Source organism: Streptomyces sp. NPDC047974 (genome assembly GCF_040653375.1).
Classification (GTDB): Bacteria; Actinomycetota; Actinomycetes; order Streptomycetales; family Streptomycetaceae; genus Streptomyces.
This window is the reverse complement of the sequence record NZ_JBEZNU010000033.1, coordinates 17,655-32,422: the sequence shown is the minus strand read 5'-3', so window position 1 is coordinate 32,422 and position 14,768 is coordinate 17,655. Positions and strand designations below refer to the sequence as shown.

The window sequence follows — 14,768 nt, the reverse complement described above, 5'->3', positions numbered from 1 at the left end:
ATGCAGAGGGGCCCGTCACGGCCTCCGGGCAGGGGGGTCACGTCATGGCGTCGCGTACGTCCGGGGGCTGTAACAAACACCGGCTTCCCGTGGAACCCCGCCCCCGCGCGGCAACACTACCGATGTCGCTCACAGACGGGCCGGCCCGGGGCCGGTCACCGGGGGAAGAGGGAAACGACATGAACTCCACGACGGTCAGAGCCCGTTCGGGACGCCGGGGGCTGCGGGGCGCCGTCCTCGGCGCGGCCGTGGTCGCCGCGCTGCTGACGACCACCGCCTGCCAGGGCGAGGACGACGGCGGCAAGGGCGCCGCGTCACCGACCGGCACGGCGAGGACCACCGCGCCCACCGCGCCCACCACCGACTCCGGGACCGGCGGCGACAGCCCCTCGGCCACGGCGACGGCCACCGGGAACGGCGACAGCGGCGAGACCGGCGGCGGCAACGGCACGGAGTACGCCGACTGCGAGGCCGCCGGCCTCGGCACGCACGTGGAGCTCCAGGACGAGCCCGGGGAGGCCCCCCGGCACTTCCTGCTGACCGTCACCAACCGGAGCGGGACGCCGTGCGTGCTCAACGAGGCGCCGATCGTCCGGCTCACGGCCGGGAACTCCGCCCCGATCGTCGAGACGCTCGGGGAGCCGGACGACGAGCCCGTGGTCGTCGAGGGCGGCGGCAAGGCCTACGCGGGCCTGTACGTCTTCGGCAACGACGAGGGAGGCGAGGCGGAGTACGACCAGTCCGACCGGTTCACCGCCACCCTGGTCGCCGGCGAGGGCACCGAGCTGAGCGGCACGCTCGTCTTCGACCTGCCCGACGGCCTCGGCACGGTCTCCGTCGACGACGCGGCGCGGCTCAACGGCTGGGCCGGCACCGAGGGCCTGGCGATGCGCCCGATCACTGGGCTCTGAGCGCCGGGAGAAAGCTGACGCGGGGACCGCCGCACCCCCATCACTGGGGGGCGGGACGACGGCGGTCCCCGCGGGGGACACGGGCCCGGGTCAGGGCCGGTCTCCGCGTCCGCGGCGTCGTCAGAGGTCCGGGAGCCGCTCCGGAGGTTTCCGTGACGCCGACACAGAACACTCTGCCGGAGGCGTGTTAAGCGGGTGCTGCGTGGACGTGTCGCACTCGTACCGTTTGCGCGAACGCCCGCGCGAGCACCCGCTCGGACCCCTCCCGGCGGCTACTTGCCGCCGCCGGCCAGGAAGGCCAGCAGGTCCTGACGGCTGACGACACCGGTCGGCTTGCCCTCGACCAGGACGACGGCGGCGTCGGCCTCGCCGAGGACCGACATCAGGTCGGCGACCGGCTCGCCGGAGCCGACCTGCGGCAGCGGCGCGGACATGTGGTCCTCCAGCGGGTCCTCCAGCTGCGCCTTCCGGGTGAAGAGGTGGTCCAGGAGCTCGCGCTCCACGACCGAGCCGATCACCTCGGCGGCCATGACGTCGGGGTGGCCGGCGCCCGGCTTCACGATCGGCATCTGGGAGACGCCGTACTCGCGCAGCACCTCGACGGCCTGGCCGACGGTCTCGTCCGGGTGCATGTGGACGAGGGACGGAAGCCCGCCCGACTTGTGCCGCAGGACGTCGGCGACGGTGGCGGTGGAGGTGTCCTCCAGGAAGCCGTAGTCGGCCATCCACTCGTCGTTGAAGATCTTCGACATGTAGCCGCGGCCGGAGTCCGGCAGCAGCACGACGACGACGTCGTCGGGGCCGAGCTCCTTGGCGACCTCCAGGGCGGCGACCACGGCCATGCCGCAGGAGCCGCCGACCAGGAGGCCCTCCTCCTTGGCGAGGCGGCGGGTCATCTGGAAGGAGTCCTTGTCGGACACGGCGACGATCCGGTCGGTGACGTTCCGGTCGTAGGCGGTGGGCCAGAAGTCCTCGCCGACGCCCTCGACCAGGTACGGACGGCCGGAGCCGCCCGAGTACACGGAGCCCTCGGGGTCGGCGCCGATCACCTTGACCGTGCCGCCGCTGGCCTCCTTCAGGTAGTTGCCGGTGCCAGAGATGGTGCCGCCGGTGCCGACGCCCGCGACGAAGTGGGTGATCTTCCCCTCCGTCTGCTCCCACAGCTCGGGACCGGTGGTCTCGTAGTGGGAGCGCGGGTTGTTCGGGTTCGAGTACTGGTCGGGCTTCCAGGCGCCGGGCGTCTCACGGACCAGGCGGTCGGAGACGTTGTAGTACGAGTCCGGGTGCTCCGGGTCGACGGCCGTGGGGCAGACGACGACCTCGGCGCCGTAGGCCCGCAGCACGTTGATCTTGTCGAGGGACACCTTGTCCGGGCAGACGAAGATGCACTTGTAGCCCTTCTGCTGGGCCACGATCGCCAGGCCGACACCGGTGTTGCCCGACGTGGGCTCGACGATGGTGCCGCCGGGCTTCAGCTCGCCGCTCTGCTCGGCCGCCTCGATCATCCGCAGCGCGATGCGGTCCTTGACCGACCCGCCCGGGTTGAAGTACTCGACCTTGGCGAGGACGGTGGCCTGAATGCCTGCCGTCACGTTGTTGAGCTTCACCAGCGGGGTGTTGCCGACGAGGCTGATCATCGAGTCGTGGAATTGCACCGTGTTCTCCGGGGTCTCCGTAATGGTGTGGCCAGCGTATGCGTAGTCGGGACGCCTTTCGGGGCAGGTAGACCCTGAACGGACCCGAAGGAGCTGTGGGACCGGTACGGCTCGGAGGAGGTGACGCCCGCGATGTCCAGGGCGAGGGTGGCGCGCCGGATCGCGGCGGGAGCGGCGTACGGCGGCGGGAGCATCGGCCTGATCGGCGTGGCCGCGGTCGGGATCCTGCTGGCGGAGGCGCAGCTCGCGAAGCGGACGGTGGGCACGGGGACGGCTCCCCTGCCGCCGGCGGTGGACGGGCTCTACGGCAGGGCCTTCGGCACGGAGGACCCGCTCCGGCTGGCCCTTCTGGGTGATTCCACGGCCGCCGGACAGGGGGTGCGCCGGGCGGGTCAGACGCCGGGCGCGCTGCTCGCCTCGGGGCTCGCGGCGGTCGCGGAGCGTCCGGTGGTGCTGAAGAACGTGGCGCTGTCGGGGGCCCGCTCGGACGATCTGGAGCGGCAGGTGTCGCTGCTGCTCGCGCAGCCGCTGGGCCCGCCGGACGTCTGCGTGATCATGATCGGGGCGAACGACGTGACGCACCGGATGCCGGCGACGGAGTCGGTACGGCTCCTGGCGGCGGCGGTGCGGCGGCTGCGGACGGCCGGGGCGGAGGTGGTGGTCGGCACCTGCCCGGACCTGGGCACGATCGAGCCGGTGTACCAGCCGCTGCGCTGGCTGGCCCGGCGGGCGTCCCGGCAGCTGGCGGCGGCGCAGACGATCGTGGTGGTGGAGCAGGGCGGGCGGACGGTGTCGCTGGGCGACCTGCTGGGCCCGGAGTTCGCGGCGAACCCCCGGGAGATGTTCGGCGTGGACCTCTTCCACCCGTCGGCGGAGGGGTACGCGACGGCGGCGATGGCCGTGCTGCCGACCCTGTGCGCCGCGCTCGGCGTGTGGCCGGAGCCCGACCGGCTGGAGCCGGGCCGCCGCGAGGACATCCTGCCGGTGGCGAAGGCGGCGGCCGAGGCGGCCAAGCAGGCGGGCACCGAGGTGACCGGCGCCCGGGCCCCGTGGGCGCTCCTGAAGCACCGGCGCCGGCGGCGGCTCACGGAGGCCGCGGAGGCGGAGGCCACGGCCCCCGGGGAGGCGCGGGAGCCCCGTGCGGAAACGGCCGCCGAGCCCCTGCCGCACGATTCCCCCCGCGCCTGAGCAAGCGCTTGGAAAGAGGCCCTCGTCACACGCCGATCCCGATGACCCCGTGCGGTACGTGCAGGTAACTTCCCCTTGAGCCCGACCGCCCACCAGCCCCCTGGAGCCGTGATGCCCGAAGCCGTGATCGTCTCGACCGCCCGTTCCCCCATCGGCCGGGCCTTCAAGGGCTCCCTGAAGGACCTGCGCCCCGACGACCTCACGGCCACGATCATCCAGGCCGCGCTCGCCAAGGTCCCCGAGCTGGACCCGCGCGACATCGACGACCTGATGCTGGGCTGCGGCCTCCCGGGCGGCGAGCAGGGCAACAACCTGGGCCGGATCGTCGCCGTCCAGATGGGCATGGACCACCTGCCGGGCTGCACGGTCACCCGCTACTGCTCCTCCTCGCTGCAGACCTCCCGGATGGCGCTGCACGCGATCAAGGCGGGCGAGGGCGACGTCTTCATCTCGGCGGGCGTCGAGATGGTGTCCAGCTTCGTCCGCGGCAACTCGGACTCGTGGCCCGACACCCACAACCCGCTCTTCGCCGAGGCCGAGGCCCGCACCGCGGCCGTCGCCGCCTCCGAGGGCTCCGCCTGGCACGACCCGCGCGAGGACGGCCTCGTCCCCGACGCGTACATCGCCATGGGCCAGACCGCGGAGAACCTCGCCCGCTGGAAGGGCATCAGCCGCCAGGAGATGGACGAGTTCGGCGTCCGCTCGCAGAACCTCGCCGAGCAGGCCATCAAGAACGGCTTCTGGGAGCGCGAGATCACCCCCGTGACGACCCCGGACGGCACGGTCGTCTCCACGGACGACGGCCCGCGCGCCGGCGTCACCCTGGAGGGCGTGCAGGGCCTCAAGCCGGTCTTCCGCCCCGACGGCCTGGTCACCGCCGGCAACTGCTGCCCGCTGAACGACGGCGCCGCCGCGCTCGTCATCATGTCGGACACCAAGGCCCGCGAGCTGGGCCTGACCCCGCTGGCCCGGATCGTCTCCACCGGCGTCTCCGGCCTCTCCCCCGAGATCATGGGCCTCGGCCCGGTCGAGGCGTCGAAGCAGGCCATCAAGCGCGCCGGCCTCACCGTCGGCGACATCGACCTCGCCGAGATCAACGAGGCCTTCGCCGCCCAGGTCATCCCCTCCTACCAGGACCTCGGCCTGGACCTGGACAAGGTGAACGTCAACGGCGGCGCCATCGCCGTCGGCCACCCCTTCGGCATGACGGGCGCCCGCATCACCGGCACCCTGATCAACAGCCTCCAGTTCCACGACAAGCAGTTCGGCCTGGAGACCATGTGCGTCGGCGGCGGCCAGGGCATGGCGATGGTCATCGAGCGCCTGAGCTGAGCCGTAGCGGAGGGTAGGGGTCGCCTGAGGAACGAAGGCGGCACCTGCCCGCAGCGGTGGCGAAGCTCAGCGCGACCACAAGAGCGAGCGCCTGAGCTGAACCGGGGCTCGCTCTCCATTCGCCGAACGCGTCAACCACCCCGCGTCCAAGCCGTGACCGAATCTCCCCCAGGATGTGACATACATCCCGGGGGAGTTCGTTTTCCCAGGTCAGAGCACTTACGGGACTAAACACCCGGCCAAAATACCTGTCCGTTTCGTGACGTAATGCACTGACAGGGGGTCCCGGGGCGCGACAAGCTGATGTAGGAAGTCGGGGGATCGACTCGAATCGGGAGTACGTCAGTGAGCGCCATGTCTCTTGCCCTGCTGCTGACCACGGCCGCTGCCACGGCCGTGGGCGCTGCTGCCCTGCACCACGTGCGGGGTCTCCGCAAGGAGGTCACCGCCCTGCGCACCGAGCTCGCCGCCGACCGCGGCGTGACGGTCCCCGCGGCACGCACCTCGCCCGCCGCCGAGATACGGGCCGCGGTCACCGAGGCGCTGGCCGAGGAGCGCGAGCGCGAGCTCGCCGAGGCGCGGGCCTTCTGGGCGGCACAAGAGGCCCGGGACGCGGCCGACGCGCCCTCCGCCCTCCTCGGCGGCCTGGGCGGCGAGGAGTCCACCGGGCTCTTCGTGCCGCGCCAGACCGACTTCGTGGGCCTGGAGGCCATGGCCCTGGAGGCCATGGAGGCCGAGGCGGCGGCGCTCGACGGCATCGTCGACCCGGTGGACGACTTCCCCGAGTACCCCGAGGACTCCGCGGAGCTGGCCGCAGCCCGCCGCCGGCACCCCTCGCACCCGGACTTCGTGCCGGTGCAGACCCCGGTCGTCACGGACCACGAGCGCACGGTGGCGCGCCTGGAGGAGCTGGCCGACACGGCCACGGCCCTCACGGACGTCCGCCCCGGCCCGCTCGGCACGCTGGACGTGTACGTCTTCGCCGACGGCACCACGCTCTGTATGACCCCCGGCCACCGCGAGACCGCCGAGCGCCTCGCCGAAGCCCTCCGCGCCGGGCGCACCCCGGTCCTCCTCGGCGGCTCCGGCGTCTCCGGCGCCTTCGCCCTGACCTTCTCCTACGGCGACACCGACGACGAGAACGTCTACATCCTCGCCGACCGCGTCATCGCGTCCCTCTGATCCGTCGCGCCGGCCTCCGGCCGCCGGGCGGGGGCCGGGGTGGCACTCCGGCCGCGGATCCCGGGCGGACCCGCCCGCGGCTCCCGCGCCGCCGCTACAGACCCGATCGCTCCAGCGCCTCGCGCACCAGCCTCACGGCCTCGTCCAGCTCCCGCTCGCGGGAGGGGGACGGGGCCGTTCGCAGTGCCTCGGCGAGGTCCGTGCCGGCCACGGCCAGCTGGTCGGCGACCACGAAGACCCCCGCGTCGGGGATGATCCGCGGCTCCGGGCCCGGCGTCTCGGCCGCCTGCGCCCGCACCGCGAGCTCCCGCGCCAGGGCCAGGCCCTCCGCCGCCGCACCCCGCTGGAGGCGGCTCTGGGGGGCCGCCCGCAGCCGGTCGGCGAAGCGTTCCACGGCGGTGGTCAGTTCACTCGTATCCAGCACCCGGCCGACCCTACCGCCCTCCGGGCACGCGGAAGGGCCCGCCCGGCGGGTGCCGGACGGGCCCTTCCCCCGAGTCACGGGGTGCGTCAGTCGTCGCCCTGGAGGATCGACAGCAGACGCAGCATCTCCAGGTAGATCCACACCAGGGTCATGGTGAGACCGAAGGCGGCCAGCCAGGCCTCCTCGCGCGGGGCACCGTAGGTGATGCCGTCCTCGACCTGCTTGAAGTCGAGGGCGAGGAAGCAGGCGCCCAGGATGATGCCGATGACACCGAAGAGGATGCCGAGGCCACCGCTGCGGAAGCCGAGGCCGTCGCCGCCCGCGAAGACCGCGAACAGCAGGTTGACCACCATGAGCAGCATGAAGCCCATGGCCGCGGCCATCACGAAGCCGGTGAAGCGGCGGTTGACCCGGATCCAGCCCATCTTGTACGCGATGAGCACGCCGGCGAAGACCGCCATCGTGCCGAGCACGGCCTGGATGACCACGCCGTCGGCGATGTACGTCGAGACGGCGGCCGAGATCACGCCGAGGAAGACGCCCTCGAAGGCCGCGTAGCTCAGGATCAGCGCCGGCGACGGCTTGCGCTTGAAGGACTGCACGAGCGACAGGACGAGCGCGACCAGGGCGGCGCCGATGGCGATGCCGTAGGACTTGCCGAGGTTCGCGGGGTCGACCGGCAGCAGCAGCCAGGACAGGACGGCGGTGAGCACGACCGTGCCGAGCGTCATGGCCGTACGGCTCACGACGTCGTCGATCGTCATCACATTGCCGCGCGCCTGCTGCGGGGCGCCCGTCTGGACGTCCTGCGGCGCGTAGGGGTTGGTGGCGTACGGGTTGGCCGCGCCCTCGGCGTACGGGTTGCCGGTCGCGTACGGGTTCGTTCCGACGGCGGGGCCCCCGGCCTGCGGCTGCTGCGCGTTGAAGCCCGCGTAGCCGTTGTCGCGGCTGAACCCCCGTCGCGAGAAGACCGGGTTGCTGCTCCTCATCTCACTCCTCCATGGACGGCCGCACTGCGCGGCCTTGCGTCAAGAGTAATGCGTAGGCAAAAGAAACTCTCTAGTGCTCGGGGAGGATCTTTTGGGAGGGAGCGAGAAGGACGGGGAGAGGGGCCGTGCGCCGGGCCGCAGGGACTCCTGGGGCCCGGGTGGTGCCCGGAACCGGACTTGAACCGGTACGGCCCGAAGGCCAGCGAGGTTTAAGCTCGCCGTGTCTGCTATTCCACCATCCGGGCGTTGTCGCGAATGCTCCGCGTTAGCACAGGAGCCTATCGGGGCCCTTCCCCCGTTCAGCGGTAACGAGGGCGCGATGTTGTCTTATTTTATTGACGTCTGAGGGTGCGTCAGCGCAGGTGGGCGGCGTTTTCGCGAACTGTGACCGAGGTCGCGGGCGCAAAGCGGCCACCCCCGGAATGACCAGATCTCGCCGCAGGTGTGTCACCTCCGCCGCGGCCCCCCTCGTCGGGGTCGCCGTCATACCAGAGGAGGAGGCGGGAGGGGTGCGGTCCGACCCGAGAGGGCCCTGGGAACGGGCACGTGGGCGGACGACCGCGACAAGAACGTTCGAAACGATGGAGTGGTTCCCGGAACACCGGGTTTCCGCTCATCCGATCGACCGTCGTGACAGGAGTCCCCACGTGACCACCACTCCCACCGTGCCCCGCGCCACCGCCGTGGCCGCCCGCGCCACGGAACTCACGAAGGTCTACGGCCAGGGCGAGACCCAGGTGATCGCGCTCGACCGGGTCAGCGTGGACTTCCGCCAGGGCGAGTTCACCGCGATCATGGGCCCCTCCGGCTCCGGCAAGTCGACGCTCATGCACTGCGTCGCCGGCCTCGACTCCTTCTCCTCCGGTTCGGTCCGGATCGGTGAGACCGAGCTGTCCACCCTCAAGGACAAGCAGCTCACCCAGCTCCGCCGGGACAAGATCGGCTTCATCTTCCAGGCGTTCAACCTCCTGCCGACCCTCACCGCCATGGAGAACATCACGCTCCCCATGGACATCGCCGGCCGCAAGGCGGACCAGGCGTGGGTCCAGAAGGTCATCGACATGCTCGGCCTCTCCGGCCGCCTCAAGCACCGCCCGACCGAGCTCTCCGGCGGCCAGCAGCAGCGCGTCGCCGTCGCCCGCGCCCTCGCCTCCCAGCCGGAGATCATCTTCGGTGACGAGCCCACCGGAAACCTGGACTCGCGCTCCGGCGCCGAGGTCCTCGGCTTCCTCCGGAACTCGGTGCGCGAGCTCGGCCAGACCGTCGTCATGGTCACCCACGACCCCGTCGCCGCCTCCTACGCCGACCGCGTGATCTTCCTGGCGGACGGCCGGATCGTCGACGAGATGCTGCGCCCCTCCGCCGACGGCGTGCTCGACCGCATGAAGGCCTTCGACGCCAAGGGCCGTACGAGCTGACGCGGACGCGCCGGCCCCGCACCTGACTTCCGTCCCGCCTTCCTCCAGGACCTCACCCATGTTCCGTACCGCCCTGCGCAACGTCCTCGCGCACAAGGCGCGGCTGCTGATGACCGTGCTCGCCGTGATGCTCGGCGTCGCCTTCGTCTCCGGCACCCTCGTCTTCACCGACACCCTCTCCCAGGCCTTCCGGGGCCAGTCCGCGAAGAGCTACGACGACGTCGCCGTCGCCGTCAGCATGCGGCCGGACCCGGAGGAGGCCGCCAAGAACCCGGGCCTCTCCCAGGCGACCGTCGACAAGGTCGCGAAGCTCGACGGCGTCACCGGCGTCCAGCCCCGCGTCGACGGCTTCGCCGGCGTGCCGGACGCCAAGGGCAAGCTGATCGGCTCCGGCTGGTCCAACAAGGGCACCAACTTCGCCCCCGGCCCCGACGGCAAGGACCCGGCCCTCGCCTTCACCTCCGGGAACGGCCCCGCCGAGCCGGGCCAGATCGCCCTGGACAAGGAGACCGCCGACAAGGGCGGCTACCAGGTCGGCGAGCGGGTCCGCGTCGCCACCAACGGGCCGGTGAAGGAGTACACCCTCTCCGGCGTCTTCACCACGGAGGACGGCGCCGTCAACGCCGGCGGCAGCCTCGTCGTCTTCGACGCCCCGGTCGCCCAGAAGCTCTACCTGAAGCCCGGCTACTACTCCGACCTGAACGTCTCGGCCGCCCCCGGCGCCGACGACGAGAAGCTCCGCGACGAGATCCTGAAGGTCGTCCCGAAGGCCGCCACCGCGCAGACCGGCCAGGCCCTCGCCGACCAGCAGGCCCGCGACATCGAGTCCGGCCTCGGCGCGCTCAACCAGACGCTCCTCGCCTTCGCCGGCATCGCGCTCTTCGTCGGCGTCTTCCTGATCTCCAACACCTTCACCATGCTGGTCGCCCAGCGCACCAAGGAGCTCGCCCTGATGCGCGCGGTGGGTGCCTCGCGCAAGCAGATCACCCGCTCCGTCCTCGCCGAGGCCGGCATCGTCGGCCTGGTCGCCTCCGCCGTCGGCTACCTCCTCGGCATCGGGCTCGCCATGGGCCTGCGCTCCGGCATGGCCGCCTTCGACATGAAGGTCCCGGACGGCGACCTGGTCCTCGGCGCCACCCCGGTGCTCTCCGCCTTCGGCGTCGGCGTCGTCATCACCATGCTGGCCGCCTGGCTGCCCGGCCGCCGCGCCGCGAAGATCCCGCCGGTCGCCGCCATGAACAGCGTCCACGCCACCCCGAACGCCAAGTCGCTCGTCGTGCGGAACTCGATCGGCGCCGCGATCACCGCGATCGGCGCGGTCCTGATCGTGCTCGGCGCCAACACGGGCGGCGACGAGGGCCGGATGACGATCGCGGGCGGTGCCTTCACCACCCTCATCGGCATCATCATCCTGATCCCCTTCCTGTCCCGGCCCGTGATCGCCCTGATCCGCCCCTTCTTCGTGAAGGCCTTCGGGATCTCCGGCAAGCTCGCCGGCCTCAACGCGGTCCGCAACCCGCGCCGCACCGGCGCCACCGCCTCCGCGCTCGCCATCGGCCTCACCCTCGTCACCGGCCTCACCGTGATCGGCGTCAGCGCCGGCCAGGCCCTCGACAAGATGACGGTCGAGCAGATCAAGGCCGACTACATGGTCGCCATGGCCAGCGGCGACGGGCTGTCCGAGGAGGCCCTCGCGGCCCTGGAGAAGACCCCCGGCGTCACCGCGGTCTCCCCGCAGCAGGCCGGCGCCTTCGACCTCAAGGGGTCGTACGTCTCCGCCTCCGGCGTCACGCCCGGCGCCATCGAGAAGGTCCTCAAGGTCGACGTCGTGGAGGGCTCGCTGGCCGGGCTCGCCGACGGGCAGATCGCCGTCGCCGACAAGACCGCCGCCAAGCGCGGCCTGAAGGTCGGCGCCTCCGTCCCGGTCGAGTACATGGACAAGAAGAAGGGCGAGCTGAAGGTCGCCGCGATCTACAAGGACAGCGAGTTCCTCTCCCCCGTCCTCGTCGACACGAAGATCCTCGACGCGCACGACCCGATGAAGTACATCCCGCAGATCTTCGTCTCCACCGACGGCGGCCCCACCGCCGCGAACGAGCAGGCGCTGGTCAAGGCCCTGGGCGACAACCCGGCCATCTCCGTCATGGACGAGAAGGACATCCGCGACACCTTCGGCGGACAGATCAACCTGCTCCTGAACATCATGTACGGCCTGCTCGCGATGGCCCTGATCATCGCCGTCCTCGGCGTCGTCAACACCCTCGCGATGTCCGTCTTCGAGCGGCAGCAGGAGATCGGCATGATCCGGGCGATCGGTCTCGACCGCCGCCGGGTGAAGCGCATGGTCCGCCTGGAGGCCGTGGTCATCTCGGTCTTCGGCGCGATCGTCGGCGTCGGCCTCGGCACCTTCCTCGCCTGGGCCATCGGCAAGACCTTCGAGTCGAGCCTGCCGGGCTACGGCCTGGTCGTGCCCTGGGACCGGGTCGGGATCTTCCTGCTCCTGGCCGCCCTGGTCGGCGTCCTCGCCTCCCTCTGGCCGGCCCGCAGCGCCGCCCGCCTGAACATGCTCACCGCCATCAAGGCCGAGTAGGCACCGAGGTACGAGAAGGGCCGGTCCCCCGCACGGGGACCGGCCCTTCCGTCGTCCCCTACTCCGTCCACTCCCGCGTCCGCAGCGGCAGCCCGCTCGTCCCCGGCGCCGGCGTCCGCACCGCCAGGAACTGGTTCACGCCGATCCGGTTGCGCTCGAAGGAGACCGCCGAGGCCGCCATGTACAGCCGCCAGATCCTCGCCCGGCCCGGGGAGGTCAGCCGGACCGCCCGGTCCCACTCCCCCTCCAGGTTCGCCACCCAGCGGCGCAGCGTCAGCGCGTAGTGCTCGCGCAGCGCCTCCACGTCCCGGACCTCGAAGCCGGCGTCCTCCAGGGTCGTCAGGGTGCGGCCCATCGGGGCGAGTTCGCCGTCGGGGAAGACGTACGCGTCGATGAAGGCGTCCACCTCGTACGTCTCCTCGTCGGGCTCCGGGCGGCGCGAGATCTGGTGGTTCAGAAGCCGTCCGCCGGGCTTCAGGAGGCCGTACAGGAGGTCGGTGTACTCCCGGTACTTCGCCGCTCCGACGTGCTCGGCCATGCCGATGGAGGAGATCGCGTCGAAGGGCCCGTCGGGCACGTCCCGGTAGTCCTGGACCCGGATCTCGATCCGGTCGGTGAGGCCCTCCTCGGCGATCCGCTTGCGGGCGAAGGCGGCCTGCTCGCGGGAGAGGGTGATGCCGACGACCCGGGCGCCGTACTCGCGGGCCGCGTGGATCGCCATCGAGCCCCAGCCGCAGCCGACGTCGAGGAGCCGGTCGCCCTCCTTCAGGGCCAGCTTGCGGGCGACGAGGTCGAGCTTGGCCCGCTGGGCCTCCTCCAGGGTCCCGCCGTCCGTCCAGTAGGCGCACGAGTAGACCATCGACGGGCCGAGCACCAGCGCGTAGAAGTCGTTGCCGACGTCGTAGTGGTGGCTGATCGCCTGCCGGTCGCTGCGCCTGCTGTGCCGGCCGCCGCCGCGGCCCTTCGCCTCCTCGGCCGGCGGCTTCGGCGGCGGCAGCGGCCCGGCGAGCCGCAGCAGCGCCCCCGCGGCGGCCCGCATCCGCGGATCGCGTGCGGCGGAGAGCAGGCCGCGGGTCTCCTCGCCGCGCTCCCAGATCAGCCCGGAGAGCCGGTCGACCGCCTCGTACAGGTCGCCCTCGACGTCGATCTCCCCGGCCACCCAGGCGCGGGCCAGGCCCAGTTCGCCGGGCTTCCAGATCATGCGGCGCAGCGCCTTGCGGTCCCGGATCACGAGCACGGGTCCGTCTCCCGCCGGCCCGGCTTCGCTGCCGTCCCAGGCGCGCAGGCGCACCGGGAGGGGACTTCCCAGCAGATCCTCGGCGAGGGTCGCGAGCCGCGTCGCGGCGTCGGCCATGGTGAAACACCTCCGTGGTCCTTGCCCCAGATTGGTTCGTCACCAAGGGAACACCGTCGGTAGGCGTTTCCCATCCCGCCGCGACGCAAGGACTCGGCAAAGCGTGCCGAAAACACGCCGAAGGGCCGCCCGCACCACGGATGACGGACGGCCCTTCGGTACTGCTGGGGGTGTTGCTACGCCTTGGCCTTCTCCGGGGCCGGGGCGGCCGCGGCCGGGGCCGGGGCGGGCTTGGCGGCCTCGTAGAACTCCTCGCGCGGCGTCTCCATGGCGCCGAGCGACACGACCTCGCGCTTGAGGAACATGCCGAGGGTCCAGTCGGCGAAGACGCGGATCTTGCGGTTGAAGGTCGGCATCGCCATGCCGTGGTAGCCACGGTGCATGTACCAGGCGAGACGGCCCTTGAGCTTGATCTTCACCTTGCCCATGACGATCATGGCGACGCCCTTGTGCAGACCGAGGCCGGCCACGGCGCCCTTGTTGGCGTGGCTGTACTCCTTCTGCGGGAAGCCGCGCATGCCGGACACGACGTTGTCGCCGAGGATCTTGGCCTGGCGCAGGGCGTGCTGGGCGTTCGGCGGGCACCAGGCGTTCGGGTTGCCGGCGCGGCGGCCGACCATGTCCGGGACCTGGGCGTTGTCGCCCGCGGCCCAGACGTAGTCCATGCCGTTGACCTGGAGCTTCTCGTTGCAGTCCACGTGGCCGCGGGGGCCGAGCGGCAGGCCGAAGCGGGCGAGCGCCGGGTTGGGCTTGACGCCGGCGGTCCACACGATGGTGTTGGAGTCGACCTCGAGGCCGTTCTTGAGCACGACGTGGCCGTCCACGCAGGAGTCCATGGAGGTCTCCAGGTAGATCTCGATGCCGCGGCTCTCCAGGTGCTCCTTGCCGTACTGGCCGAGCTTCGGGCCCACCTCGGGGAGGATCTTGTCCGCGGCGTCGACCAGGACGAAGCGCATGTCCTCGCGCGACACGTTCTGGTAGTACTTCGCGGCGTCGCGGGCCATGTCCTCGACCTCGCCGATCGTCTCGGCGCCGGCGAAGCCACCGCCGACGAAGACGAAGGTCAGGGCCTTGCGGCGGACCTCCTCGTCGGTGGTCGAGTCGGCCTTGTCCAGCTGCTCGAGGACGTGGTTGCGCAGGCCGATGGCCTCCTCGATGCCCTTCATGCCGATGCCCTGCTCGGCGAGGCCGGGGATCGGGAAGGTGCGGGAGACGGCACCCATCGAGATGACCAGGTAGTCGAACGGCAGCTCGTACGCCTCGCCGACGAGCGGCGCGATCGTGGCGACCTTGCGGTCCTGGTCGATGGTGGTGACCCGGCCGGTGAGCACCTCGGCTCCGCGCACGACGCGTCGCAGCGGGACGACGACGTGGCGCGGCGAGATGCTGCCGGCGGCGGCTTCGGGGAGGAAGGGCTGATAGGTCATGTACGACCGGGGGTCGACGACCGTGACGGTCGCCTCGGCGTAACGCATCTTCTTGAGGATGCGCCGCGCGGCGTACAGGCCAACGTACCCGCCGCCTACGATGAGGATCCTGGGACGCTCCGTGGTGCTCATGCCATCGAGTATCCACCCACTCGGGGGGGTCACCTCGTGCGCCCCTTCACAAGCTTCCGAGGGCACTCTGCTACACTCCGCCGCCCACGTGATCCAGGTCATGGTCGTGCAAAGGAACCGGAATGCACTGGTGAACGTTGTTCACCCCTACTGAACTGGCCTGGAG

The 14,768-nt window shown here is 71.5% G+C and carries 11 protein-coding genes and 1 tRNA gene; 6 read left to right on the top strand and 6 right to left on the bottom strand.

Annotated features, from left to right (window positions below; genetic code table 11):
- Positions 1-179 precede the first annotated feature (179 nt).
- Positions 180-911: a DUF4232 domain-containing protein gene (locus AB0E19_RS32440; protein ID WP_362186526.1), complete on the top strand. Its 732-nt coding sequence runs from the start codon at positions 180-182 to the stop codon at positions 909-911.
- A 272-nt stretch (positions 912-1,183) separates the two neighbouring features.
- Here the strand turns inward: AB0E19_RS32440 and AB0E19_RS32435 are convergent, their stop codons facing one another.
- Positions 1,184-2,566, bottom strand: coding sequence for a cystathionine beta-synthase (locus tag AB0E19_RS32435; RefSeq protein WP_362186522.1), 1,383 nt, complete (start codon positions 2,564-2,566; stop codon positions 1,184-1,186).
- Positions 2,567-2,713: 147 nt separating this feature from the next.
- Between AB0E19_RS32435 and AB0E19_RS32430 the strand changes: the two genes are divergently transcribed.
- The 3 genes from AB0E19_RS32430 to AB0E19_RS32420 all read left to right on the top strand — a co-directional run bounded on the left by AB0E19_RS32430 (position 2,714) and on the right by AB0E19_RS32420 (position 6,268).
- Positions 2,714-3,754, top strand: a complete 1,041-nt coding sequence (locus tag AB0E19_RS32430; RefSeq protein WP_362186633.1) for an SGNH/GDSL hydrolase family protein — start codon at positions 2,714-2,716, stop codon at positions 3,752-3,754.
- 111 nt (positions 3,755-3,865) lie between these two features.
- A complete protein-coding gene (locus AB0E19_RS32425; RefSeq protein WP_360607750.1) occupies positions 3,866-5,086 on the top strand; it encodes an acetyl-CoA C-acetyltransferase in 1,221 nt (406 codons plus the stop codon).
- Between the two features lie 345 nt (positions 5,087-5,431).
- Positions 5,432-6,268, top strand: a complete 837-nt coding sequence (locus AB0E19_RS32420; RefSeq protein ID WP_360607748.1) for a hypothetical protein — start codon at positions 5,432-5,434, stop codon at positions 6,266-6,268.
- Between the two features lie 94 nt (positions 6,269-6,362).
- On the opposite strand, the gene AB0E19_RS32415 is transcribed toward AB0E19_RS32420, so the two are convergent.
- The 3 genes from AB0E19_RS32415 to AB0E19_RS32405 form a co-directional block, all read right to left on the bottom strand.
- Positions 6,363-6,692, bottom strand: a complete 330-nt coding sequence (locus tag AB0E19_RS32415) for a hypothetical protein (protein ID WP_362186517.1) — start codon at positions 6,690-6,692, stop codon at positions 6,363-6,365.
- Between the two features lie 86 nt (positions 6,693-6,778).
- Positions 6,779-7,681 carry a Bax inhibitor-1/YccA family protein gene (locus tag AB0E19_RS32410; protein WP_360607744.1) on the bottom strand — a complete coding sequence of 301 codons (903 nt, stop codon included), beginning with the start codon at positions 7,679-7,681 and terminating at the stop codon, positions 6,779-6,781.
- A 159-nt stretch (positions 7,682-7,840) separates the two neighbouring features.
- A tRNA-Leu gene (locus AB0E19_RS32405) sits at positions 7,841-7,926 on the bottom strand.
- Positions 7,927-8,328: 402 nt separating this feature from the next.
- On the opposite strand from AB0E19_RS32405, the gene AB0E19_RS32400 reads away from it, so the two are divergent.
- Positions 8,329-9,099: an ABC transporter ATP-binding protein gene (locus AB0E19_RS32400; protein WP_360607742.1), complete on the top strand. Its 771-nt coding sequence runs from the start codon at positions 8,329-8,331 to the stop codon at positions 9,097-9,099.
- Positions 9,100-9,157: 58 nt separating this feature from the next.
- Positions 9,158-11,689, top strand: a complete 2,532-nt coding sequence (locus AB0E19_RS32395) for an FtsX-like permease family protein (protein ID WP_362186513.1) — start codon at positions 9,158-9,160, stop codon at positions 11,687-11,689.
- 58 nt (positions 11,690-11,747) lie between these two features.
- On the opposite strand, the gene AB0E19_RS32390 is transcribed toward AB0E19_RS32395, so the two are convergent.
- Together AB0E19_RS32390 and AB0E19_RS32385 are read right to left on the bottom strand one after the other, a co-directional pair.
- Positions 11,748-13,043, bottom strand: coding sequence for a cyclopropane-fatty-acyl-phospholipid synthase family protein (locus AB0E19_RS32390; protein WP_362186510.1), 1,296 nt, complete (start codon positions 13,041-13,043; stop codon positions 11,748-11,750).
- Between the two features lie 176 nt (positions 13,044-13,219).
- Positions 13,220-14,602, bottom strand: a complete 1,383-nt coding sequence (locus AB0E19_RS32385; protein WP_362186506.1) for an NAD(P)/FAD-dependent oxidoreductase — start codon at positions 14,600-14,602, stop codon at positions 13,220-13,222.
- Positions 14,603-14,768 lie beyond the last annotated feature (166 nt).

Excerpts from the sequence above, each read along its gene's own strand:
- AB0E19_RS32395 (WP_362186513.1), top strand. The coding sequence starts at position 9,158 with ATGTTCCGTACCGCCCTGCGCAACGTCCTCGCGCACAAGGCGCGGCTG.
- AB0E19_RS32425 (WP_360607750.1), top strand. The coding sequence starts at position 3,866 with ATGCCCGAAGCCGTGATCGTCTCGACCGCCCGTTCCCCCATCGGCCGG.
- AB0E19_RS32385 (WP_362186506.1), bottom strand. The coding sequence starts at position 14,602 with ATGAGCACCACGGAGCGTCCCAGGATCCTCATCGTAGGCGGCGGGTAC.
- AB0E19_RS32410 (WP_360607744.1), bottom strand. The coding sequence starts at position 7,681 with ATGAGGAGCAGCAACCCGGTCTTCTCGCGACGGGGGTTCAGCCGCGAC.
- AB0E19_RS32390 (WP_362186510.1), bottom strand. The coding sequence starts at position 13,043 with ATGGCCGACGCCGCGACGCGGCTCGCGACCCTCGCCGAGGATCTGCTG.
- AB0E19_RS32440 (WP_362186526.1), top strand. The coding sequence starts at position 180 with ATGAACTCCACGACGGTCAGAGCCCGTTCGGGACGCCGGGGGCTGCGG.